Origin of the sequence: Paraburkholderia phosphatilytica (assembly GCF_003443895.1) — a bacterium.
Classification (GTDB): Bacteria; Pseudomonadota; Gammaproteobacteria; order Burkholderiales; family Burkholderiaceae; genus Paraburkholderia; species Paraburkholderia phosphatilytica.
Window position 1 is genome coordinate 21,022 of sequence record NZ_QQOA01000024.1, and the last position, 24,058, is coordinate 45,079.

The following is a 24,058-nucleotide window of genomic DNA, read 5'->3' on the forward strand; positions in this document are numbered from 1 at the left end:
GGCCGGCATGGACACGAATTGTCGTTCCTCAAATTCCTCCGACACCGCTGTTCCGGCAGCGCGTCATGTGCGTGCCAATCTGGTCACCGTCGCCGTTCTGGCGATTGTCGCTGGGGCTCTTCTGGCCTCGCTGTGGGTTGCATCATTTTTCCTGTACGCGAGCCTGCGGCTGAACCCGTTCCACGCGGGACTATGGGGCTGGCCCGATGCACTGCTGGCCTGGCATGGCGGCCTGATGCCGAACGGCGGCCGGCGTCTCACGGGCTCGGCCTTGCTCGGTGTGCTCGTCGCTATGGGTAGCCCTGCGATGGCGTTGTATTCGATCTGGGAGCGGACCGGACGGCGGCGTCTCTACGGCAGTGCCCGGTTCGCCAGCGAAGCAGAAATCCGCGCGGCGGGGTTGCTATGAATGCGCGGACGCTGATCGATGCACCGCCCATCGTCGTCGGGATCTGGCGAGGGCGCTACCTCCGCTTCGCCGGACAGCAGTTCGTACTGCTCGCCGCGCCCGCCCGGTCGGGCAAGGGCGTCAGCATCGTGATCCCGAACCTGTTGAGTTACCCGGATTCGGTCGTGGTCCTTGACATCAAGCGCGAGAACTATGCGATCACGGCAGGATTCCGGCGCGCGCACGGGCAGGAGGTTTATCTCTTCGACCCGTTCGCAGAAGATGGCCGCACGCACCGGTTCAACCCGCTGTCGGCGATTTCCGATGGCCTGTTCCGCGTCGGCGACATCCTCGCGATCGGCTACGCCCTGTATCCACCCGGTGGCCACGACGACTTCTGGAAGGACCAGGCGCGTAACCTGTTTCTCGGCATCGTCCTGCTGCTGAGCGAGTGGCGTGACGCACGACGGACGGGCAGGGGTGAGTCCATTCCCGACTATCCGGTCACGATGGGTGAGGTGCTGCGCCAGTCGTCGGGCCACAGCATGCCGGTCAAGGCATACCTGCAGCGTGCACTCGTGCAACATCGAACTTTGCTGACCGGCGCATGCGTCGATGCCCTGAACCGCTTCCTGTCCAACGACGACAAGGTGCTGGCGAGTATTCTCGCGACTTTCCACGCGCCGCTGACGATCTGGGCAAACCCCATCGTCGATGCAGCGACGAGCGCCAACGACTTCGACTTGCGCGACGTGCGTCGGCGTCGCATGTCGGTCTATATCGGAATCACACCGGATCACCTGTCCGAAGCGGCGCTGCTCGTGAACCTCGTGTTCTCGCAGCTCGTCAACCTGAACACGAAACAGTTGCCGGAGGCGGATCCAACCCTGCGGTTCCAGTGCCTGTTGCTGCTCGACGAGATGACCGCAATCGGCAAGATCCACATCATCGCGCGCGCCGTGGCCTACATGGCGGGCTACAACCTGCGTCTGCTCTCAGTCGTGCAGTCGATTGCGCAGCTCGAATCGGTCTACGGCCGGGCCGACGCTCGTACGTTCCTCACGAACCACGCGATGCAGATCCTCTATGCGCCTCGTGAGCAGAAGGATGCGAACGACTATTCCGAGATGCTCGGCACCTTCACCGATCAGTCACGCAGTGTCAGCCGACCGAGCGCGGTGTTCGGCGGCCGCGGTGGATCGAGCGAAAGCATGTCCGAGCAGCGTCGCCCGCTGCTGTTACCGCAGGAACTCAAGGAACTGGGGCGCGACAAGGAAATCATCGTGCTGGAGAACACGAAGCCGATCCTCGCCGACCGGATCTGCTACTGGCGCGACCCTGTTTTCGCTTCGCGGGTCTCGGGTGCACCATCGGTGCCGGCCATGGACCTGGCCCGCTTCACCGCTCAGATCGAACGACGTGTGCGCGAAGTCGGGTCTGACGAGATCGATCCGGACGGTGTGGGTCTGCTTCATCTGTCGGCCGAGTATCTGGAGGTGCTGCAGGCTTGGGATCCGCGTGATCTTCCACCGCGGCTCGCCGACCTCAGTGAGGACGAGGTCACGACCTACGTCGAACGGCATTTCATGCTGCTGGGCGTTCCGGCCAAGCGTATCGGGCAGGCAACGCGCCGCCTGTCGGTGGCTGACCTCGACGTCGCGGAGCTGGTGCCGCCAAAGTCCGCGCGAGCGAGGCGCGGTCCGGTGACACGTGCCGGGACGAACACGGCATCGATCGAGGGAGCAAGGCGATGAGTATGCCTCAGGTGGATGAAACCGCGCGTGTACGGGCCGCTCTTGCCGTGATTCCGGCGGAGGACTACGGCACGTGGGTCGATATGGCGTTTGCACTGAAGCACGGTTTGGGTGACGCGGGCTTCGAGATCTGGGACGAATGGAGTCGCACAGCCGGCAACTATGACGAGCGGTCGGCCCGCACGACCTGGCGCTCAGTGAAGGAGTCAGGCGGCAAGACGCTCGCGTCGCTCTTCTGGCTCGCACGAGAGCATGGGTTTGACCTCAAACGTGGGCACTACCCGGACCAGATGGCAACGACGCTCGTGCCGGGTCCCGATGTGCTGGAACGCCGCGCACGGGAAGCGGCACGCCAGCAGGCACGGCATGCTGCCGCGGCTCGTGAGGCACAGGAAATCTGGCAATGGGCACGACCTGTTGGTCCGGAACATCCCTATCTCGTGCGCAAGGGTCTCGATCCCGCGCAGACACTGCGCGAGCTGGAAGCGCCTGAACTGCGTGCGTTGCTGGGCTATGCCCCGGCGAGTGAGGAGCGGCTGCTTTTCGGGCGCGTGCTGGTTGTGCCGGTCTGGATCGGTCCTGCCATTTCCACACTGGAGCTGATCGACGAAGCGGGCAACAAGTCGTCGCTGGCCGGTGGCGTCAAGAAAGGCGGTTACTGGATCGCCGGACTTGCGCCCGTTGCAGGCGGCCAGACGACGCCAATCCTGATCGGCGAGGGCATGGCCACCATGCTTTCTGCGCATCGCGCAACGGGATGGGTGGCGCTGGCGGCACTCTCCAGCGGCAATCTGCCTCCCGTCGCGGAATCCGTGCGCGATCAGTTCCCGGACGCAGACATCGTCGTGCTGGCCGAACTGGGGCCGGGCGAGGCCAAGGCACGACAGGCTGCGGACGCATCCCGCGCGCGCGTGGTCTCACCCGTATTTGCCGCCGACGCGCGAATTGACGACAAGGTGCCAACAGATTTCAACGACATGACGGTGCTCTCCGGATTCGATCGTGTAGGCGGACGTCTGCGCGAAGTCGTGGGCCGCGATGATGCGCGGGTGGTTGATGGCACTGGGTCGCTGGCGGGCACAGCAAACGGCAGGGAGCCGGACGAACCGATGGAGGACAGGATGGGCAACGTGAAGGAAAAACTCGTCAATGCTGGCGACGGCACACCGCGTCGTCGCACATCGAAGCGCAGCGCACCAAAGCCGGCCACTCCGTCCGAAGCACCTGAGCCGATAACGGCGTCGGCGGAGGCACAACCGACGGTTGAGCAGTCTACGGCTGATACGCCGGCCGCTGAGCCGAGACGCTTCGCACCAACGCGTCCGCCAGTTGGCGAACCATTGTTCGCCGTAGCGGATGTGCCCAATGAGGTCCGGGCACTAGCCGAACATCGGTTCGGTTCACCGCTCCGTATGGGTACACCGCGCGAAAACGGTGGACCGTATCGTGGCGAAGTGTTCAATACCGAGCACTACCTGATCCAGGAGGTGGCGACGCGCAGCGTTGTTTTCCATCCGAAGACGCAGATGGAATTCGTCTCAGAGCGGCTGCGATGGATGGACGAGAACGCCCGGCTCAATGGATCGGAACTGCAGGTCGGCTACGAGGGTGATCGGCCCAGGGTCTATCCGTGGGATCGCGCGCGTGACCTGCTCGACCGCACAGTCGGCTCGCTCAAGAAGTCTGCGCGGGAACTGAATTTCAGTCCGAACCTTGAGGGGATGCTCGATCAGCTGCAGGCGCGTTCATGGGCCCGGATACGCGAAGCGCGCACAGCGGCGCTCGAGCAGTCGAAGGAGCGGTCGGCATCGCAGGATCCGCCTGGCCCGGATCGCTAGACCAAAGCATGTATCGCCAGGAAGCCTGACCGATCAGAAAGGAGCTCCACCATGTCTGAACCCCTGTCGTCTGCCGAGCCGGTCATCAATCTGATCGAGCAGGATATTCCCGGGCGTTCGCTATCCAATGAACCCCCGAAAGGTGATGGCGATACCATTCGCCTCGACGCGGCCGCCCTGGATGCTGTGTCGGCCCGGCGCCGGCGTGAGTTTGACTCGGCGCGGGCGCGTCTGCGCGATCAGGCCATCCGGGACGATGCCGGCGTGGCACGTCAGTCTGCTTCCCGCCCGGCCGGTGATGTTCCAACGGAGAGGGAAGGTGCCGATGCCGATCGCGCGCCGCTTGATCAGGTGCCGGATCGCGTGCGCAAACGCTACCTGCGTGCCGGCAACCAGTACTTCCTGAAGGATGCGCCGTATCAGCTCGCGTTCGAGGATATCGGACCGTACCTTGTCACCGAACACAACCGGCCGGACGTGGTGGAGTCGATGGTCGACATGGTGGCGGCGAAATCGTGGCGCCGTATTCGCGTGTCCGGTCATGAGGCGTTTCGCGGCGAGGTGTGGCTGCAGGGATCGCTGCTGGGCATCGAGGTCAGCGGGTATGAGCCAAAGGCCGCCGATCTGGCGCGTCTGGCCGATGCGCGACAGGGCCGTCTGAACAACCGGATCGAAGCGGATGTGTCGTTGCATGCGGCCGGTTCGCCGATAGACGTAGCAGAGCGCAGTCGTGCAACGTATGCCCCCGCGCCAGCCGCCGGGCCGCCGGATGTGGCGGATAGCGCTGCATCTGCAGCCCTGCGACGTGATGCTCAGCGGGGTGATCCTCCTGACGCGGAGCGACAGCCGGCAGCGGGCGACGAAGCCGACACCCCGAGGCGATATACCGGTGAGCTGCGCGAGCACGGCGGTGCGCCGTACCAGAATAATCCGGCGCGCAGTGAGTCGTACTACGTTGTGTTTCGTGATGCGGCGGGCGCAGATCGCGTGGTCTGGGGCGTGGATCTCGAGCGCGCAGTTCGGGAATCGGGCGCGCAGCCCGGGCAGCAGGTTGCACTTGAAAACCTGGGGCGACGGCTCGTCACGGTCAAGGTACCGATCCTGGACGAGCACGGTGTGGTGATCGGTGAAGACGAGCGCGATGTGCACCGGAACACCTGGCAGGTAGATGTGACGCGACGAGAGCGTACGGTGGCGCAATCTGTATCAGAACGCGAACGCGTAGCGGGAGCAGACGCGACACCTGCGGGCACGAATGCGCGCGAAAACGGCCAGGAGTTGCGACGCCCGAGCGTCTCCGATGAGGACAAGGTGCTGCACCTGGCCGTGCTCGTCGGCGCGATGCGGGAGCAGGGATTCAGCGCGCGCTCGATCGAGCGTGTGCAACGGCGTGCGGAAGCGCTGCTCGATGCGTTTGGTCGCGAGGGCATTCCGGTGCCCCGGCCGAGGGTCTTCGATCCGAAAGCGCCGTCGGAACGGGATCGCCGGACACGCACTGGCGCGGGACGTACGCCCGCGCGCGATGTCGAGCTAGAGCTGGTGCACACACCCGTCGAACCTTCGCCTGCGCGCTAGGAGCTGTCATGCGTGTGCGTGAACGTGAGCGCCTGTGTGTCGAGCTTGGTGGCGTGAGACGGGATTGGGAGCGCTGGTGCGTGCGCCGGGGCTTGACCGTTGGTGAGGGGGCTCGGCAACTGGTTGCCGCCGCGTTGCGTGCGGACGCTGGCAATGGCGATCCGGGGATCGACGCGGATGTCCGTTGGACTGCTGTCGGTGATCTTCGTACGCGGATCGAACTCAGGCTGACGGCTGCCGAACTCGAGGCTGTCGGGCTGCGCGCGGAGGCATCGGGCCTGACCGCTAACCGCTGGATCGTCGCGCTGATCCGTGCGCAGTTGACGCACGAACCCCAGCTCGGCGCCCGGGAGATGCGGCTGCTGTCGGATTCCAACCTGCAGCTCGCTTCGATTGGCCGGTGGCTCAGGCAACTTGTCCGCGACGGTCACACACGACGTAACGGCTGGGATGGGAACGGGGAAATCGAGGCCATCCGTGGAGCGATCGATGCGCACCTACGTGTCGTGGCGGCCGTGGTGCGTGCGAACCTGGATCGATGGAGCCGGTGAGATGCCTTATCCGAAGGTCTACATCGATGCGATGCTTCTGAACTGGGGTGACCGGCTGTTTCAGGAGCCGTTCAGGCACGCACGGGCACAGCGGCTTTCGCAGGCGAGCCTGCGCGACGAAGCCGCGCTTATGCGCGAGCAGCTGGCGCGCACGCTCAGGCGCACGCCGGAAGTGATGATCAAGATCACGAACAAGGCATCGGGCGCGCAGGGCATCGGCGCGGTGCGCCGGCATCTTCGATATATCTCCCGAAACGGCCAGGTGGAACTGGAAGATCAGAACGGCGACCGCATTTCGGGAGCCGAGGCCGTGCGTGATCTCGTGCAGACCTGGCAATTCGGCGGATGGGGAGTACCGGAAACGAGTGCCCGTCGCGAGGTATTCAACATCCTGCTGTCGATGCCGCCGGGAACGAACCGTCAGGCCGTGCGGGACGCCGTCCGGGATTTTGCGGCCGTCGAGTTTGGAGATGGGCGTGCCTATGTGTTTGCTGCCCATGACGACGAGGCACACCCGCATGTTCACCTGAGCGTGCAGGTGCGTGGACCGGATGGCCGGCGCCTGAATCCGCGAAAGCAGGATCTGCGGCGCTGGCGCGAGCGGTTCGCCGAGCAGCTACGCGCAAACGGGGTGGATGCCAATGCGACGCCCCGACGGGTACGTGGCGAGACGCGACGGTATCCCGTTCAGGGTGTCAGGCATATCGTGGAGCGTGGCGAAACACCGAAGTACTGGCGCGCCGTGGCGAACGAAAAGCAGCGACAGGCTGGGTGGGAGGCACACGACAAGGCATTTGCTGCGTGGCGGGAGGTTGCGCGAACCGTGGCCGCGTCCCCAGCCGGTGCGGACCGCGCGATGGCCGTCGGCATCGTGGAGTTCGTGCGCGCCATGCCGGTCCAGCGGGACGCCAGTGCGCCCGACGTAAGCCGGGATCCTGTGCCGGTGCGCGAGCATCGAACGGTTCCAGAGCGCGATAGCCAGCCTGGCGGTTCCAATCCGGACATCGAACGCTAGTGCAGCCAGGGGGATGCTACCGTTCCCGACGGGCGAAGTAAGAGGAATGCGGTCAGGTATCAGCATCGACGCGCCGCGTCGGGCTCTATCAGCCAGTCTTGAAGGACGCGTCTCGCATGGCCGTGTATCCGTTAACGTGCACTTGCGAAGATGACGTTGAAGTTGCGCTCGGTATGAACGGTGTGCTGGCGTGAGAAGGACCGTGACCACACGGCGCATGCAGGCGCGGTTGTGATCAACTGCAAGCTGTTCACAGGTCGATAAGCCACACGGGTGCGCCCTTGTATGTCGCGAAGAGCAGGAAAATCAGGGCGATCGCGAGGAGCGGCAGACCGTAGAGTGCCACCGGAAAAAACAGCACGAGCTGGAGAGACGAGCCGACGACGCCGAGGAGGGTGTTTGTTGCGTGAACGTTTTCGTAGATCAGCCAGCCCGCTGCAGCGATACCCAGAGCCATCAGGGCAAGTCCTCCTGACGGCGGCGCGTGATGAAGTGCGGCCGTCGCCCACGCATAGTATCCCCACCATAGGAAATTGATCGCGATGGCGGCCAGCCAGAATCCGCGCGCAGTAAAAAAGCTGTGGCCGAAACGAACCCGGCAGTGGCGACCGCATAGCCGGATTGCCCTGGCAGTACCAAAAAGAATGCCGACCACGACAGCAAGTTTCAGTAAAGCCATATGACGTTCTCCTGTGAAACGTGGCTGCGCAGAATTTGAGGAAAACGCACAGCCTCAATATCCCGCAAATGCAATATAGACGTTACCCCGTCGAATGCCATGAGGGGTTAGAAAAGATGACTCTTGGTTAGTGTGCTGCTCGTTACCACGAGCGCAGTTGCTGTTGTATTAGTGCGATGTCGATGCATAGCGTGCCGATGCTCAGTAATTTCGCCGTGTCCTTTTGCAGTGCGCGTTCATAGAGATCCAGAAACAATGGGCACCAGTTTTGACGACAATCCCGAAACGGCCATGGCGTTCGAACGCCGTTGCAATGGCGATTATCCTCAAGGAGGGTTGCGGGCAGGATCGGGATATCGATTCGCGTCACAACGCCATGGCGCCCAGGTTCGAAATCAGGATGGTCCTTCCGTATCAGGAACAGTACAGTAGCGATCAGTTCCACGTCTTCGTCCAGCCGATCAGTGTGACGGGTCTGGGCAGTAGCAAGGCCGTACGCCGCGACCATTTCACTGCTGCGACGAGTGATCCACTGTTCAGCCTGCGCCAACTCGTCGTTGAGAAGGCGCAGGCGGTTGCGATCCTGTTCGTTGAGGTCAATGCCGAGGTCGGTGGGCGGTCGCTTGTCCTGCATCTTTCACTTCCTGCGTTGCCAGGCTTCGAGCGTTTAGAGCGCCGGACCGCGATCGTGCAGCAACCGCCTTGAAGCGGTGCTTATTCGAAGCGATCCCGATGGGCGCTTGAATAGCCTTCGAGTTGCTGCTAGATACTACGATAATCGTAGTATCTAAGCAGGCGCTTTGCAACGATATTCGTAGCTTCGTATGTAACGAGCTACCAGCGAATGTCTGCGGCGTCATCTTCGATTTTTGGAACGCGACTGAAGGAGGCTCGCCTGGAGGCTGGGCTGTCGCAGAAGCAGCTTGGCATCGAGGCGGGCCTGGATCCATTTGTCGCGAGTACGCGCATTAATCGCTATGAGCTTGGCATTCACAAGGTGGACTACACGATCGTGATCCGCCTAGCGGCAGTACTCAAGGTACCAGTGGCGTTTCTATATGCCGAAGACAGCGAACTTGCCAATCTCATTCTGGTTTTCGGCAGGCTTTCGAAACGAAAGCGAGCCGATCTGTTGTCCTATGCGCGGACCTTGGAAGCAGGGTCGTAGGGCACGATTGGATATTGCTTGCGGAGGTGGTCAACCTGATCCGGTCACAGGCGGCTGGGTTCGTCGGCCAATATCGGTCACTCGGAGATTCCCGAAGAAAACCGCTTCGAGACTGCATTCGGCCGGTTGCCATGATTCGTTGCCACCTTGATTCATGTGACGCTCACCAGACCTGAATTGGCTAGGGAGAGTCGGGCACTGGTCGCTTTCCCTCGAAAAAACATGCCCCGGTGATTTCAGATCTCAATCATGATCGCGAGTAATAACAACCTTGCCGAAATGGGAGGCAGATTCAAGACACCGATATGCCTCGATCGCCTCCTCGAAGGGAAAGACCTTACCGGCGACCGGTCGAATCTTATGGTGTGCCACCATTCGGTTCATCGCTTCATGGTCGGCGGTAGAGCCGACCGTAACGCCCACGAAGTGTCTTCCAGGGCACCAGCAGGCGCGGGCCGAGCGTGCCATTGGATAAGGCGCCGATCATGTGAACCTGGCCGCCTACCGCAACACTAGCTACCGAGCGGTCGATTGTGCCGCCGCCACCGACCTCGACGACATGGTCAACACCACGCCCATTCGTCAGACGCAGGGCTTCTTGCTGCCATTCCGGATGTACGCGATAGTTGATGGTGTCGCTCGCTCCGAGCTTGCGTGCCGAATTGAGCTTGTCGTCGCTGGATGAGGTGGAAATAACCCGCGCGCCTGCCGCTGCAGCGAACTGAATGGCAAACGTCGAGACGCCGCCTGTGCCGAGCGTTAGAACCGACTGACCGCTCACCAAAGGGCGCGGACCAAACAGGGCATTGAAGGCCGTGACACCAGCACGAGGCAGTTGCCGCCTCCTGAAACACAAGTGCTCGGTATCAGTACCGCATGTCGTTCATCGCAAGCCACGAGTTCGGCCAGCACGCCATCTACTAAAGCACCACGAAAACGTGGTGGATCCGCTGCGGTCATCGGACCGGCAACCCAGGTTGTGGAAAAGGTCGGGCTCACCCGATCGCCAATTTTGAAGCGGCTCACATCACGCCCAACCGCTATGACCTCGCCCGATCCATCCGACAACGCAATGGTGTGGTTCGGCACGCAGGCCGTTGTAGTTATCGTTGGTGATCAACAGATCACGGAAGTTCAGCGACCATACCTTCAGGCGCATGTAACCAATACCGTTCACCGATATGGAGATCCGGATGCGCGACGCGGTGCACGTCTGCGTAATCGGTGGCCCATCATCCTTGTTGCGGTTGCAGTTCGGTCAGGAATGCCTTTGAGCGCTCCCGCGTCACCACGACCGAGCGCTTCGCGTGTGTTGGAGATTGTTAATTTTGATTGCGGTGTTCATGGGAGTGCTAATGCTGTCCATTGATTCTGCTAGCGCCGTCGACCGGTATCCGCAAACAAGCGTCTCTCGCGGTAACGGCTGATCGCCTGATGCGCAGCATCGAAGTGCTTTGATACCCGGATTAATCTGCGAGCCTTATTGGTAATTTATTTACAGGCTGCTGTTTCTATACTTGCGGCGGCTGAACGTTTGCGTTTGATAGGAATTTGCTGAAACGGGGTAAGCGTCGATCCAAGCAAGGATCAACGCTCGTGCGGCGGGGGAAACCCGGTCAGGCGGTGTGGGCGACATTCGCGTCGGCGGGACGCGAGACCTCGGAGGGCGCATAGCGCGCGGTGGCGAGCACGTCGGCGGGCACCGGGATGTTCGTGTGGCGCAGCAGATCGCCGTCGCGGAACATCATGAAATCGCCGGGCCGGCATTGGGTCCACGCTTCGTCGGTCAGCGGCGTCGTGGCAATCACGGCCGTGCGGTCGGCGGTGGTGCCTACCGCCGAGAAGTCGACCGTCCAGTCCGTGTCGATTAGCTGCGCGCTCGAGAACGGCCAGCGCCGGATCACGTACGACAGGCGTGTCGAGCAATACGCAAACTGCACGTCGCCGTTGGACAGCAGGAAGTTGAAGATGCCGAATCGGGTCAGCCTGGCGATCAGGCGGCTCATGACGTCGAACAGCCGGTCCGGATCCTGGATGTGGCCGTCCGTCTCGTCATAGAGGGCATTCATGATCACGCAGAAGGCGGTCTCGCTATCGGTCGTGCCGACCGGCGCATAGGGGCCGCAGCCGTCGGCGGTGAGCGCGCTCATGTCGCCGTTGTGCGCGAAGACCCATTGCTTGCGGCGCAATTCCCGCATGAACGGATGGCAATTCTCCAAACCGGCGGCGCCTTGCGTGGCTCTGCGAATATGGGCGATGACGTTGCGCGACTTGAATGGATTGCGCTTGACGAATTCGGCCATCGGCGATTCGCATGCGGGCCGGTCGTCGATAAAGAGCCGGCAGGCATTTTTCTCGTAAAGCGCAACGCCCCAGCCATCGACATGATGATCGGTTCGTCCGCCCCGCGCGGTAAAGCCGGTAAAGGAAAACGTGACGTCGGTCGGTTCCGCGCAATTGAGCGCGAGCAGTTGGCACATGACAGCTTAACGGGTGCGGGAATTTTTATGGATTGGTGCGGATTTTATCAATCAACGGAAATCGTTGATATGGAAAAATATTCTATAGATCGATGAGAAATCGCTTTCCGAGGGTTATTTCTTCTCCTGAAGCAGCCGCGACCTGACGCGGCGCGAACCACGCCCCGCCGATTCAACCTCCTGGCTGGTTTTGCCACCACCCGATCATGGCTTGCGCGATGTGCCCATGTCCCCACTGCTGGGCCAGCGCGCCAGCGGACTTCCCGTTCCTGTCGCATAGCTGAAGCGACGCTCCCGCGTCGAGGAGCGCCATGGCCATCTCGAGCTGGCCGTGCCGGGCGGCCATCATCAAGGCGGTGCGCCCGTCGTAGGCTTGCTCGTCGATGCGCGCGCCGGCCTGCCGCAGCACGTTCAGGATGTTCAGCCAGCCGTTGCCCGCCGCGTACATCAAGGGCGTATACCCCTGGGCGTCGCGGTGATTGGGGTCGAGCCCGGCGCGAAGCAGCGTGCGCGTCGCTTCGAGGTCGCCGCTCATCGCGGCGAAACCCAGCGCGTTGGCCTGATTGCGGTCGACCAGCCTCGGATTCGCGCCAGCCCGCAGCAGTTCTTGCACGACGTCGGTACGGCGCTCCCAGGCCGCATCCATTAGTGCGCTTTTGCCTTCGAGGTCTTGGGCGTCGATGGCCGCCCCGACCTGCACCAACGCCTTGATGCAGTCGAGATTGCCGCTGGCGGCGGCTGCTGCGAGCGACGTGCGGCCGCGCTGGTCTCTCGCGTTCGCGGAAACGCCTGCTTCGATCAAGCGATGGAGGATCGGAAGGCGACCCGCTTTGGCCGCCGCACTCAGCGCGGCCGCCCCATCCATGGCCGGCGCGCCCGGTTCGGCGTGCTTCGCGAGCAGCGCCTCCAGGCAAGCCATATCGCCGCGGTGCGCGGCCCAGCTCAGGGCCGTCCAGCCCGTGCTGTCCTTGCGGCCGATATCCGCGCCTCTTGCCAGCAGCGCGCGGATGGCTTCGAGATGGCCGCCGCTCGCCGCGCTCATGAGCGGCGTCGCGCCCGACTGACTCACCGCCTCGAGATTCGCGTGCGCGTCGAGCAGCGGCGCGAGGCATGCCGCTTTCCCGTGGGCCGCGGCCAGGAACAGCGCGGTGCGCTCTTTCTCATCGCGCCGTTCGATTTGGATGCCGGGCTGCTGCAAGAGCATGCGGATCAGTTCGTGATGTCCCGCGCCGGCGGCGCACATCAAGGCCGTCGTGCCGTCGTTCGCGGCTTCGTTGACCTTGGCCCCGGCGCGCAGCAATGCGGCCGCGCACGTTTCATGGCCAGAACGGGCCGCCATGGTCAGCGCCGTGTGGCCCATTTGGCTCCTGCACGCAATGCCGGCGCCCATCGCGATCAACGCTTCGACCGTTTCGTGTTTTCCATAGTACGCGGCCCGTATCAGCGCGGTGAAGCCTTTGTCGTCTTTCGTATCGAGCTTGGCGCCACCTTGACGCAAGGCTTTCAGGGCGTCGATGCGTCCATATTCCGCTGCGAGCATCAGCGGCGTGATTTGCGCCGGTCCGCCGGCCTGATCGACCGGCGCGCCGGCCTTCAGCAGCACCTCGACGACCGCTGCGCGCCCGGTCCGTCCCGCCTCCATCAGCGCCGTCCAGCCTTGCTTGTTCATCTCCTGAAGCCGGGCGCCTTCACGCACCAGCATCTGGACGACTTCGAAATGTCCTTGGCGCGCGGCCTGAATGGTCGGGGTGTCGCCGGCTTCGTCGAGCGCGTGCGGATCGGCGCCGAACCCGAGCAGCAGATCCGCCACATCGTCATGGCCGCTGCGAGCGGCAATGTGCAATGCCGTATCGTTTTGCGGGGTCTTCGCATCGACTGCGGCGCCGTTGTTCAGCAACTCGCGCAAGGCGTCGGCCTGACCATGCCCGGCGGCAAACATCAGCGGGGTGTAACCCGATGCGTTGACGGGGTCGGGCTGGTCCGTCTTCCGCGTGAGCGCCGCCACCGTCCGCACGCAGCCGTACTGGGCGGCGAGGTGCAGCAGCGAGTTGGCGTTCGTCTCGGCTTCGTCCACCTCGGCGGCGTTCACGTCGGTTGCATCCGCCGCCACGCGCGCCACCAGCCGGTCCTCTTTCTGGCTCAGCCCTTGGCGCAGCGCTTTTGCGCGTTCGGCGCTCGGCTCGCCGCGCAGATTCTCGAACGCCCGGTCGAGCAGGAACGCCTCGTGTTTTGCGTCGGCTTCGCGAAAGCGCAGCACCGCATGGTGGCTCAAGGCGCTCAACCAGCCGTGCGGCTGCGGCTCTGCCTCGAGCATCGACCAGACGGTGGAGGGCAGCAGCGCCCGCAGGCTCTCCAGCTCGCGCGTGTTGATCAGCGCGGCCTTGACCATCGCGGGCGTCGCGTCCCGCGCCGGAAGGTCCGCCGCGTACAGCGGTTTGAATCCGGTGCCCCGGTATCCGGTCGATTTCGGGCCTCTGGTCTTGACGTAGAACTCGTCGTCGCCGATGTGCTTGATCGCGAATTCGCTTTCTTTCGTGCCATGCGCGATCGGGAATTTGAATGTCTCGAAGACGCCTGCCGTGCGCAGGTTTCTCGCGATCGCGCGCATCAGGAGCGCCGGGCGCTCGATCAGCGCATAGGGCGCGTCCTCGGTTCCCTTGTCCTCGTATTCGTTGACGATATCGTGAGGATCGATCTTGCCGTACCGGTCGGCGAGCGACGCATCGAGGTCCTTGCCAAAGTCGTCGTAGATCGACCACACGTCCTCATCGGTGAGCTCGCGATTGCGGAAGGCGCCGAAGTGATCGTGGACGTCGCTCAGGCACATTTCGGCCAGGTGCCGCACCAGACCGATGGCGGACACGCGCTGCTCGACGAATGCCTTGCATTGACCGAGACGTTCCGGATCGCCAAGTGTGGGCGACACGAAATGGTCGATGCGCTGCGTCACGCCGTACTCGTCCGCGAGGAAGTTGCGGTAGCCGTTGACGTAGTGAATTTCGTTGCCTCGATAGTTGGCATCGTGCCCGTGATGCGCTTCGACGAATTCGCGAATGGCTTGATCGAGCAGCGCTTCCCACGCTTTGTTGGCCTGGTTGCGCACGCCGCCCGTGCTGAGCCTCAGGTTCTGCGTGGCCATGATGAGATTGCTGACCGTGCCGCTCGCGCAAACGAGCACGTCGTTCGAGAGGTTCGCGATCTGGGTCCGGCGGACGTCCAGCGGAATCGACGGGTTGTCGATGTCGTCGCACAGCGAGTCCAGGGACTCCTTGCCTTGCCCATACAACAGCGCCACCTCGGTCGAGAAAAAGCCCGTGCGGCCCTCTTCGACGCGGTCCGCGAAGCGCCCGAAGCGCGCGGCTGCCGCCTCGTTGTCGGCGGCGTTATCGGCGGAGTCTTCGGCGCGCAGGAAACACTGCAGCTTGCCGACGCCGACGCGATATTGCCTGACGAGCTCTTTCCCTTTCGCGGATTGCTCGAACGCCGCCAGCGGACCGTCGTTCTGCGCGCGGTACGACACGCGGGCTTCGCTTCCCTTCGGCTCCGCTGCGCGAGATTCCGGTCCGGCGGGGTGGGTGAATTGACGCGAGAGCTTGAGCATCGGATTGCCGTCGTGGTGAATGGGAGGGATAGCTTTAGACGAATCGCATCACGCCTTGAGCCAGGCAAACGCGACGCGTTTGCGAACGATTTCCATGGTCTGCGCCAGCAGCGCCTCGGCTTCGTCGTGGGTCTGGATGCCGAGCATCACGGAGACGAAGCTGCCGTCCCTATAGACCATGACGGCTTGTGCGGTCGGCAGGCGCTCGGACTTGAAATCGCGCAAGAGTTTGAGATACGGCTCGAGCGCGGCGCGCGACGAGAGCCGCGCCTCGTCGGGCTGCCAGTCGTCGATGCTGCCGCCCCACCAGCGCGTGTCGCTGCCGCGAATGAAGGCGATCAGCGCTCGCCGGCTCGCGTACGTGTCGCGCGCGCGGCATAGTGCGTCGCGCAGTTCTCCCGCCATTCGCTCGATGTTCCGCTTCATGTGTCCATTGTGTTGTCTTGTGATAGCCCGACAGGCGTGACGTGGCGAAATTCTTCGTTCGTGAGCGAACCGGCGTTCCCGGCAATGCAGGAAGCGTGCGTCGCTGTCGGCAGGCCGGAAATGGGTGTCGTAAGAAGTTGAAAGGATCGAAAATCGGGCTTTCCGTCGACAAGTCGAGGGAAGCATCGCCGATGTGAAGCTGCGCATCGACGATTCGGCTAGGTCGCCCGTTTTTCGCCCGAACAGCCGGGGAGGGTGAAAGGCATAGCGAGAATCTGGAAACATTCGTCATGGGTCGTTTTTAATGGCCGGAGCAGGGCACGACTATCCGCCGCCGAATACGCGGCCGCGCTTCCATAAGGACGCCTTGGCCCTGCATCCCGACGAGCAAGGGGGCAGCACGGTCAAGTGCCAGGAAGTGCGATGGGCGTACGAAACGGCGATGGCGGTTCTCGACGCGCGTGAACGGGGTGAGGCCGTGCCGCCGCGGGGTTGAGCGCGCCAGGCGGCGCAGCGCTTTCTTGCGTCGCAGCGTAGATAAGGGAGACTTGCCATGCGTGCCAGAATCACCTTCGGTTCCAAAAGTGAAGTACGCGGGGTTGCCGAGCAATCCGCGACGCCGTCGGCGTCCGGAACGCGGCGTACAGCGCCGCCGCTCGCTGGCCCGCTCGCGCAGTTGCCGCAACGGCGAAGCGAGCAGGCAAGGGCTTCGATAGACTCTGGCAAGCCCGAAAACAAGCGCGCGAGGGCCGACCAGTCATCACCAGTTTCGACCGGCGACGCGCCGCTCAAACGGCCACGCACCGGCACGCTGGCTGGGCCGTTACAAGGCTCGCGGCAAAGCGTGACGGCCGCGATGGTTTATACCATCCTGCTTAATCGGGCGCGCAACGTGCGTCCGGCTGACATAGTGCGAGCACATTCGATCGCGCTATCTACAGTCAACATGTGGGTGAGCGAAAAGCGATGGCGCAGCGACAACCTTGTGGGCCGGCTCGCGAAGCTGCCCGACTACGAAACCTACCGGACATCACTCGACGAGCTTGCGAAGCAGCTCGTCCTAACAGCCGACGATCTGCCGCCCCCCGCCAAGCCCCGACAGAAAATGGATGCCGCCAAGCTGAAGACGGCGCTGGAACTGCTGATCGACAAGCAGGCCATTCGCGGTGCGGGATATGGCAAGGGCCCGAACGTGCTCGAGATGGTCGGCGACGAAGTGGGGTGTCAGATTTGGCATTGGCTCAAGGCTGATGGCGGGCTGCGGAAGCCGGAAGGCGCCGTTGCGCGTCTCGCGGGTTACGACGATCTCAAGGACGATCTGCGCGACCTGTTCAGGCGCATGGGGCATGTGGAAACGGCGCAGAGACTGCCGCAGACGGGAGAGAATTCGGTGATTAGGGTCTCGACGCGATTGCTCGCCGACGCACTTTCGATGCTTGCGGCCGACCGCGCGAAGCCGTTGCGGGAGATAGGCGCCGCGCTGCGCGTCGAGACCTCGTTGCTGGCGAACTACATTGGGCGCGAAGATGGCAAGCTCCGCGATGTCAGTGGTGTGCAGAAGCTGCCCGACTACGGGGAGAATCGCGAAGCGCTGGCTGGCGCACTCAGCTTACTGGGCCATACGGCACAGGCGGACAATCTCCCGCTGGCGCCAGTCGATGCTGTCGGCTTCTTGAAGACGTTGCGCACGAGCCTCGTCCAATTTGCGACGGCGATCGCCGCGATGCGAAGCAACCCGACGCTGTCGACGCATGAAGCGGCGAATGGCGCGGGTCTGCCGCCGGCTGCGTTGAGCGCCGTGGTCGGGCCGGACGGCGTGATGCGCGAGCGCGCGAAGATCCATGCCTTGCTTAAGGGATTGAAGCCCTATCTCGTACCGGGCATCGATGAGCAACTCGACCGGCTGGAGGCTGGTGCCGAAGGGCATCCGCTCGCGTCGGCGTCGGCGCCGCTTATGGCGACCATCGAATTTCCTGCTCGCGGTTCCATTCCGGCGAAGGTGTTCGTCGTTCGATCGACCACGCGTGATCCGGGATCCGGGACGCTCAATCGTCTGCAAAACATCTACGCCGACAATCCGGAACTGGTGCGCGCGCCGCGATCGTTCGACTCCGAGCGCCCGAGGCAGGTCTTGCGTTGGCTCTCCACGGTGTTGCGCAAAGCCTTCCCGTTGTCGCGCGAAATCCAGTGCTACTACGATGTGAAGGGAAAAGAGATCCTCGTGTCGTCGAATGTGACCTCGGTCAACCAGCAACTGGCATCGATACTTCCGCGGGGCGGCCTGTTGGAGATCATCGAAGGGCGGTGCGATGTCGCTCACGTGCGAGATAGCCGGGAAGCACGGCATCTGGAAAAGCTGATCGTCTCGCTGTCGGCGGATCCGGTTCCGGTGCGGCCGCGACTGCTGGACGACGTGTTGATGGCGATGAAGAGGGCGAAATTCCACGTGCCGCAGCAAAACTTCAACGAGCGCGGCAAGCATGTCCATTTGCATGCGGAGCGTCGTATCAAAGAGGAATTGCAGCGGAACAGGGGCGCCCGGGTGGATAGCCGCCTGCTTGCCGGGACGATGCGCCCATGCGGAAGCTGCGCGGACGACCTTAAGTTGGACGATGCGGAGCGTCGCGGCCCGTTCTGGCTGTCGCAGCCGGCGGGAGCATTTGTCGATGTGCCGCGGATCATCGAGCGCAACCAGGCTCGCGCCATCGGGACGTATGTCACACAAACGCGGGCTGGCAAGATCACCACGGACTACGATACCGACAGCGACACTGACGTGGACACGGAGGCCGTGCCGCCGCGGCGTTGAGCGCGCCAGGCGGCGTAGCGCTACGGCGAATGTTGTTGCCTGTCGCCGTTTGCCGCCGGCTGCTGAGGCGGCACCTCATTCCAGCCCGCGAGAATGCGCGCGATCTTGTGCGCGTACGCATCGCGCTCGGCCGGCGTCTGCGAGTGATAGGCGCCGATCGCGGCCCAAGTGTTGCCGTATTTCTCCATCATGCGATGCAGGTGCCACGCCGCGATATAGACGTTCTGGCACGGCTGCATCAGCGTCGTGCGCGAGATGTTGTAGCGGCTCAGCTCATGCAGATGGATTGAGTTGATCTGCATGACGCCGTAGTCGACGGAGCCGTTGTCGTTCAAGTGCGTCGCCTCGGGGCGGTTGCGCGATTCGAGCCACGCGATGGCGCGCAGCACGTAAGGGTTCACGTGCTGATAGGCGGCCGCGTCGTCGAAGCAATCGGCTTGCGCCGGGGGGGCGAAAAAGGCACCGAGTGCACAGACGAGGGCCACGAGCAGCAATCGCGATGGGTGGCGGAGTTTCATCGGCGTGTCCTGTCGGGTCTTGCAAAAAGCGATTCGACAGACCGATTGTCATCGTCCCCTAAGAAGCTTTAACAAGTGCGACGCGTGTCGCCGTCCGCCGGACGTAAATCGGCAACGTAGTGGATGGCAAAGCTCTTCTCTGCCTTGTCACATTCAACCACCTGAACATCGGAGAGTGAAGCCGTGACCTGCTGTACGACCAGCAGTTGCCTACCCGAACGTGCGCGACCGGTAACGGTCGGGTGCGAAGCTTCGGGAACAACGTACCCTCCTCATGGGCGACTCATCCGGGCGACCGGAAAGGAGTTGACACTGCCAGCAGCCGTGCGGTGTGGGGGCCAGGCAAGTTCCGCATGCACAACGTAAGTGAACTGTTGCAAACCCCGTTAGCTTCAAAGAGCCAAAGCTGCTGAGAGGCTCTGACCAAAATGGTGAATGGCCGGTTGCATCCCTTTGTTATGGATGCACGTCGTCAAAGCGCCATCGGGGGATAGGCAGGTGCTAAACGGATAGGCCCGGGAGGCCCCGGGTCGGTAGGGATGGGAACGCGGGAACCCCGATTCCTCGCCGACGCCCGATTCATTGGAACGTTGGCAGGTGAACCGCAAGGGACGCTGCTGAGGAAGCGGGATTGAGAATGCGCAAGAAGCGAATGGTTGCCTGTAACGGGTGACATAGGGGTTCAAGATTTGCCCCAACCTGAAAGGGTGCTGACGTGCGCGTGGTGCGGCGGTCGTTGGCCTGCATCGAAGTTTGGGGAAAGGGAAGCTTGAGAGAGACCGGTAGCACTACGGTTCGGCGCCCTTGTCCCGTGTCCGCGGGATGAATCGACGATGCGACGTCAGCGAAGGTTGTGTTGATACAAGCACGACCGGCATCAGTGAGATGCTTCGTGCCGTGCTTGAGCCGTATGCGGGGAAACTCGCACGTACGGTTCTTCGGGGGCCGCGATCCCGAGAGGGAACGTGGCTACCCTCTAATGACGCATGGGACTGTTTACTTCGGGCCATTCCTGTTAACCTTTTCGTTGTTTCGACTGCGAAAGGGACATGGCCAAACCCATACTCGACGACGACCTCTGGGCACTGATCGAACCGTTGCTGCCGCCGCCCAAACCCCGGCGTTCGCGCTACCCCGGGCGCAAGCCGTTGGACAATCGTGCAGTGCTCACCGGCATTCTGTTCATCCTGCAGACAGGTCTGCGCTGGGACCTGCTGCCACAAGAGATGGGCTGTGGCAGCGGCATGAGTTGCTGGCGGCGCCTGCGCGACTGGCAGGAAGCGGGTGTGTGGGACCAACTGCACGAATTGCTGCTCGCACGTCTACGCGCTGCCGACCAGATCGACTGGTCCCGGGTCATCGTCGACTCCTCTTCAATCCGTGCGCTCGGCGCTGGTCAAAAACGGGACCCAATCCCACCGACCGCGCGCGACCCGGTTCAAAGCACCACCTCATCACCGAAGCGCAGGGCATCCCGCTCGCGGTCATCCTGACAGGCGCTAATCGCAACGACGTTACCCAGCTCCAGGCACTGGTCGATGCAATCCCGCCGATCGGCGGCAAACGCGGAAGGCCGCTGTTGAAACCGCGCATCGTTCAGGGCGACCGGGGCTACGACCACGACAAATACCGTCGCCCGCTACATGCCGCCGGCATTGCAACCGAGATAGCACGTCGAGGCGAGCCTCACGGCAGTGGGTTGGGCAAAACCCGCTGGGTCGTCGAGCGCACCATCTCGTGGCTTCACAACTTCCGGCGCCTGCGCATCCGCTTCGAGCGACTTGCCTTCATTCACGAAGCTTTCCTGAAGCTGGCCTGCTGCATCATCTGCTGGCGTCAGCTTCAAAAGTCATTTTGTTAAAGCTTCTAAGCGCGTTACGGCGCGGGTGGGCGAATCTTGGATGCCTGCGGCGAAACGATGCCGGGGTTACACGGCGGAGGGGCAGGCAAGAACCTCGGCGCAGCAGTCCGCCAACTTGCCGAGCATCTGCAGCGTTTCGCGATCGACGGCATCACCGTGCTGCCTCCTGAGCTGGCGCAGCGTTTCGTCGAGCTTGCGCAGCGACGTTGGATCGCTGTTCAGCAGCGGCCAGCAGCGCATCAGATACGAGAGGGCCGTCACATTGTTCGTGTCGCACCAACTATCGAACAGGCGTTGGCAAATCGAGTGGATATCCTCGATGGCGTTTTCGCGTCGGATAGGAAGGGGAACATGACGCACTTGACGAACGGGCCGGATAAAGGGTGACTAAAGGGCGGCTAAATGAGTTCATCGTAAAGCGGCCACAGATGATGAGGAGTCGGAACGCACCGAAAATGCGCGGCATCTGCCCTGAATCGAATGCCAGGAAAGCCTTAGCGCAGGCCGAATCGCGGCGTGCCGAATCGGCCTGGGAATGGGGCGATCGCGCTGCCGATGGAACGCCCTGCTCATTGCGGCGCAACCTTCAGCCCGCACGGCATCTTCAGAAAACGGCCTCAAAAATGCCAACTGGCCTGCGCGACCCAGCGATGCACGAGCGACGGGTCAAGGTCGGCATGGATGGCCGCCGACGCGCGAGTGCCGAAGTATCCGACCTGGAAGTTCACGTCGCGGTACTGGTAGCTCAGGCCGATGTTGTCGTAGAGAAAGCCGCCGCCGAGCCCCGCCTGCAAGTCGTAGTAGCCGACCCCCGCGATAGCCGAGAGCCCGTGCGACAGCGGCACGTGCGTCGTCAGGTTGTAGCTGTACGCCCAGGTTCTCGACGACGGCCCGTAGGCTGTGTTCGGCGAAGCGCTCACGGAGAAGAACACGAAATCCCGCCAACTGCCGATCAGATCGAGGTCGTCGTACTCGAGGTGGGACGCCGCGGGGCTGTGCGCGAACTGGTAGTGCGCGAGCATCGCCGTCAAGCTCCAGTCGGCCTTCCAGCGCCAGGCGTAGCCGACATCGACGAGAAACTCTCCGCCGAGGGGCGCGCCGTCGAAGAGCTTGATCGTCCATGCCGAGGCGCCCGCGAATAAGCCGCTGCCGGGATACCAGTCGACTCCCGCGCCGATCGACGGCGTATTGACGCTTTGGTCGATGCCACGGTTGATGCGGTCGGTCGCCGCGTTGACTTGGGACTGCCAGTCGCTGGGTTCGGCAGGCGCGCGCAGCGAGAAGGCGGCGACGCACACGAAGGGAATGCTGTGCCGAAGGAGGCGGGCGGCGCGCTTCGCGGCCGCCGGCGAGCGCGTGGGCGAGAGACGGCTAGACGTCATGACGTCCTGATGGGTTCCTGTCGAAAGTGTTTCCTGAATGGACTAGCGGCCGCGCGCTCGAACGAAGGCGGGAGCGGGGCTCTGGCCGGCCTGTGCCCGATCCTACTTCGGAACGCCACGCGAACGAAATTCTGTCGGCCCCCGATGGTGCGCCACACCGCCTTGTCGAATCCGAGGCCATCGGTTCGCTGAAGTCTCGCGGTTTTCGCCGCACCCCGCGTGGCGCGCCGGCCGCGCGCCTATCGTTGCGCGAAGAGCGACGCGTTGGGTCCGGGTCTCATGCGCACCACGGGCGCGCGCGCTGCTTGCACGGCGAGACCCGTGCCGCCGCACGCGGCCCGGTACTTCCATTCCACGACGAGACCTACCATGAACGTTTCCATCAATACCACCGCTTCTCCCGATCCGGCCAGCGCGGACAGTTCGCAAGCAGCGCAGCCCGGCGCGACTACCGCCGATTTCGATTCGATCTATGGCTCCGCCTTGGCGTCGCTCGAGCAGATGGTGCAAGAGCTCTTCGCGCAAGACGGTGTGAGCGGGTCCGATCTCGACAGCACCGGCGACGCGGACAGCACCAGCGACACCGGCGCCACGGCGGACGCGGGCATGACGGCGCAGAGTGCATCGGGCGCGCTTGCCGGCTATATGAACCAGAACGGCATCAAGACGCTGAATCCCGATCAGCTCTACCAGATGACGTACAACGCGAAAGCGAGCACGCCGCCGGATGTGACGGCGGCGGCGAAGTTCATGTTGCAGAACCCCGATGTCTTGAATCAGATCGAGACGCACGACGTCGCCGGCGCGGACGGCATCGCGGGCGCGAACGACTTCGATTGGGCGGCCGAAGGCGGCCTCGACGACGACGCTTCAACGCAGGACGACAGTGGCGCCGGTTCCGACAACGGCTCCGGAAGCAGCAGCCCGATGAGCGTGCAAAGCGCAGCGGGGGCGCTGTCGAGCTACATCAGCCAGAACAGCGTCTGGACGCTCGATCCGAGCCAGCTCTACCAGCTCGCGTACAACCCGAAGGCCGGCACGCCGGCTACGGTGTCGCAAGCGGCGAAGACCATGCTCGAGAATTCCGACGCCTTCAACCAGATCGAAACGCACGATGCGCCGGGCACAGACGGCATTGCCGGCGCGAGCGATTTCCAGTGGGCCGCACAAGGCGGGCTGACCACGGGCAACGCTCCGAAGATGAACGCGCAAACGGCGGCCGGCGCGCTCGCGAGCTACATGAACCAGCACGACGTCTGGACGCTCACGCCCAATCAGCTCTATCAAATGGCGTACAACCCGCAAGCAGGGACGCCGGACTCGGTGTCGAAAGCGGCGAAATACATGCTGCAGCACTCGAACACGTTCAACCAGATCGAATCGCACGATCAGGCGGGCGAGGGCGGCATGGCCGACGTGCAAGACGTCGAATGGGCGGCTCAGGGCGGACTGGGCGCACTCACGCCTGCGCAGCCGCTCACCAACGCCGACGGCACGCCAATGACCGCGCAGACGGCGTCGAGCGCGCTCGGCGCTTACATGGACCAGCAGGGCATCGGCACGCTCGATCCGAACCAGCTGTATCAGATGGCTTACCACCCGCAGAGCGGTACGCCGTCCGAGGTGACGAACGCGGCGATGTTCATGCTCGACCATCCGAGCACGTTCAATCAGATTGAAACGCACGACGTCGCCGGCGCGGACGGCATCGCGGGCGCGAACGATTTCGATTGGGCGGCCCAAGGCGGTCTGGATCAGTCGCAGACGAGCTGATCGAACCGGTGCGCGGCAGCGTGCCCACTGCGCCGCCGCGTCTGCCGCCCACTCGTCCCATCCCCGCCGTGCTCCGCACCACCTCCTCCATTCGCTGAGCTCGTTTTCATCGGCCTCGGCAGTCACCGCCTTCGACCGCGCGCGCGGACCGGCTCCGTCCCCGTCCCCGCTTTCCGGCGCAAATCATTTGCAACCCGGGTCGCCGCGACCGGCACTCACCTTGAGCGGCATCCCGCCATT

General features: G+C 63.2%; 21 protein-coding genes. 10 read left to right on the top strand and 11 right to left on the bottom strand.

Going from position 1 to position 24,058, the window contains the following annotated elements:
- Window positions 1-7 precede the first annotated feature (7 nt).
- Genes DVS29_RS23290 through DVS29_RS23315 form a run of 6 tightly spaced genes read left to right on the top strand, consistent with a single transcriptional unit; the run spans window position 8 to window position 7,121 of the window.
- Entirely contained in the window at window positions 8-409 is a 402-nt protein-coding gene (locus DVS29_RS23290; RefSeq protein ID WP_118182878.1) for a hypothetical protein, read from the top strand.
- Window positions 406-2,142, top strand: a complete 1,737-nt coding sequence (locus tag DVS29_RS23295; protein ID WP_118182879.1) for a type IV secretory system conjugative DNA transfer family protein — start codon at window positions 406-408, stop codon at window positions 2,140-2,142. The genes DVS29_RS23290 and DVS29_RS23295 overlap by 4 nt, the downstream gene beginning before the upstream one ends.
- The gene (locus DVS29_RS23300) at window positions 2,139-3,980 is read left to right on the top strand and encodes a PriCT-2 domain-containing protein (protein ID WP_118182880.1); all 1,842 of its coding nucleotides are present in this window, start codon (window positions 2,139-2,141) and stop codon (window positions 3,978-3,980) included. Before DVS29_RS23295 ends, DVS29_RS23300 begins: the two co-directional genes overlap by 4 nt.
- A gap of 51 nt (window positions 3,981-4,031) precedes the next feature.
- Complete coding sequence (locus tag DVS29_RS23305; protein ID WP_118182881.1) at window positions 4,032-5,555, top strand: LPD7 domain-containing protein; 1,524 nt, start codon at window positions 4,032-4,034, stop codon at window positions 5,553-5,555.
- Window positions 5,556-5,569: 14 nt separating this feature from the next.
- Window positions 5,570-6,106, top strand: coding sequence for a plasmid stabilization protein (locus tag DVS29_RS23310; RefSeq protein WP_118182958.1), 537 nt, complete (start codon window positions 5,570-5,572; stop codon window positions 6,104-6,106).
- 1 nt (window position 6,107) lies between these two features.
- Window positions 6,108-7,121 carry a relaxase/mobilization nuclease domain-containing protein gene (locus DVS29_RS23315; protein ID WP_118182882.1) on the top strand — a complete coding sequence of 338 codons (1,014 nt, stop codon included), beginning with the start codon at window positions 6,108-6,110 and terminating at the stop codon, window positions 7,119-7,121.
- Window positions 7,122-7,371: 250 nt separating this feature from the next.
- Here DVS29_RS23315 and DVS29_RS23320 read toward each other — a convergent pair whose 3' ends face one another.
- Complete coding sequence (locus tag DVS29_RS23320) at window positions 7,372-7,800, bottom strand: hypothetical protein (protein WP_118182883.1); 429 nt, start codon at window positions 7,798-7,800, stop codon at window positions 7,372-7,374.
- Between the two features lie 142 nt (window positions 7,801-7,942).
- Entirely contained in the window at window positions 7,943-8,434 is a 492-nt protein-coding gene (locus DVS29_RS36975; protein ID WP_124800690.1) for a hypothetical protein, read from the bottom strand.
- Window positions 8,435-8,644: 210 nt separating this feature from the next.
- Here DVS29_RS36975 and DVS29_RS23330 point away from each other — a divergent pair, with 210 nt between their 5' ends.
- Complete coding sequence (locus tag DVS29_RS23330; protein ID WP_118182885.1) at window positions 8,645-8,968, top strand: helix-turn-helix domain-containing protein; 324 nt, start codon at window positions 8,645-8,647, stop codon at window positions 8,966-8,968.
- Window positions 8,969-9,211: 243 nt separating this feature from the next.
- On the opposite strand, the gene DVS29_RS38265 is transcribed toward DVS29_RS23330, so the two are convergent.
- From DVS29_RS38265 to DVS29_RS36980, 6 genes are all read right to left on the bottom strand, one after another.
- Window positions 9,212-9,436: a zinc-binding dehydrogenase gene (locus DVS29_RS38265; RefSeq protein ID WP_338069345.1), complete on the bottom strand. Its 225-nt coding sequence runs from the start codon at window positions 9,434-9,436 to the stop codon at window positions 9,212-9,214.
- A complete protein-coding gene (locus tag DVS29_RS37925) occupies window positions 9,357-9,749 on the bottom strand; it encodes a zinc-binding dehydrogenase (RefSeq protein ID WP_240655757.1) in 393 nt (130 codons plus the stop codon). Before DVS29_RS37925 ends, DVS29_RS38265 begins: the two co-directional genes overlap by 80 nt.
- Window positions 9,746-10,057 carry an alcohol dehydrogenase catalytic domain-containing protein gene (locus tag DVS29_RS37930; protein ID WP_338069346.1) on the bottom strand — a complete coding sequence of 104 codons (312 nt, stop codon included), beginning with the start codon at window positions 10,055-10,057 and terminating at the stop codon, window positions 9,746-9,748. The genes DVS29_RS37925 and DVS29_RS37930 overlap by 4 nt, the downstream gene beginning before the upstream one ends.
- Window positions 10,058-10,584: 527 nt before the next feature.
- The gene (locus DVS29_RS23340) at window positions 10,585-11,448 is read right to left on the bottom strand and encodes a class II glutamine amidotransferase (protein WP_118182886.1); all 864 of its coding nucleotides are present in this window, start codon (window positions 11,446-11,448) and stop codon (window positions 10,585-10,587) included.
- 172 nt (window positions 11,449-11,620) lie between these two features.
- On the bottom strand, window positions 11,621-15,049 hold the full coding sequence (locus tag DVS29_RS23345) for an ankyrin repeat domain-containing protein (RefSeq protein ID WP_118182887.1): 3,429 nt from the start codon (window positions 15,047-15,049) through the stop codon (window positions 11,621-11,623).
- A gap of 48 nt (window positions 15,050-15,097) precedes the next feature.
- On the bottom strand, window positions 15,098-15,682 hold the full coding sequence (locus tag DVS29_RS36980) for a hypothetical protein (RefSeq protein WP_124800691.1): 585 nt from the start codon (window positions 15,680-15,682) through the stop codon (window positions 15,098-15,100).
- Between the two features lie 346 nt (window positions 15,683-16,028).
- Here DVS29_RS36980 and DVS29_RS23360 point away from each other — a divergent pair, with 346 nt between their 5' ends.
- Window positions 16,029-18,284, top strand: coding sequence for a hypothetical protein (locus tag DVS29_RS23360; protein WP_124800692.1), 2,256 nt, complete (start codon window positions 16,029-16,031; stop codon window positions 18,282-18,284).
- 20 nt (window positions 18,285-18,304) lie between these two features.
- Here the strand turns inward: DVS29_RS23360 and DVS29_RS23365 are convergent, their stop codons facing one another.
- On the bottom strand, window positions 18,305-18,802 hold the full coding sequence (locus tag DVS29_RS23365) for a lytic transglycosylase domain-containing protein (protein ID WP_118182891.1): 498 nt from the start codon (window positions 18,800-18,802) through the stop codon (window positions 18,305-18,307).
- Between the two features lie 1,049 nt (window positions 18,803-19,851).
- Here DVS29_RS23365 and DVS29_RS23375 point away from each other — a divergent pair.
- Window positions 19,852-20,663 (top strand): IS5 family transposase gene (locus tag DVS29_RS23375; RefSeq protein ID WP_118182893.1). Its coding sequence is split into 2 segments (ribosomal slippage): window positions 19,852-20,200 and window positions 20,200-20,663, totalling 813 coding nucleotides; the frame shifts between segments, so codons are not numbered across the junction.
- A 66-nt stretch (window positions 20,664-20,729) separates the two neighbouring features.
- Here DVS29_RS23375 and DVS29_RS23380 read toward each other — a convergent pair.
- Both DVS29_RS23380 and DVS29_RS23385 read right to left on the bottom strand, forming a co-directional pair.
- The gene (locus DVS29_RS23380) at window positions 20,730-21,023 is read right to left on the bottom strand and encodes a hypothetical protein (RefSeq protein ID WP_240655758.1); all 294 of its coding nucleotides are present in this window, start codon (window positions 21,021-21,023) and stop codon (window positions 20,730-20,732) included.
- A gap of 257 nt (window positions 21,024-21,280) precedes the next feature.
- Window positions 21,281-22,045, bottom strand: coding sequence for a TorF family putative porin (locus DVS29_RS23385; RefSeq protein WP_118182894.1), 765 nt, complete (start codon window positions 22,043-22,045; stop codon window positions 21,281-21,283).
- A gap of 369 nt (window positions 22,046-22,414) precedes the next feature.
- On the opposite strand from DVS29_RS23385, the gene DVS29_RS23390 reads away from it, so the two are divergent.
- Window positions 22,415-23,818, top strand: a complete 1,404-nt coding sequence (locus DVS29_RS23390; RefSeq protein ID WP_118182895.1) for a hypothetical protein — start codon at window positions 22,415-22,417, stop codon at window positions 23,816-23,818.
- Window positions 23,819-24,058: the final 240 nt, after the last annotated feature.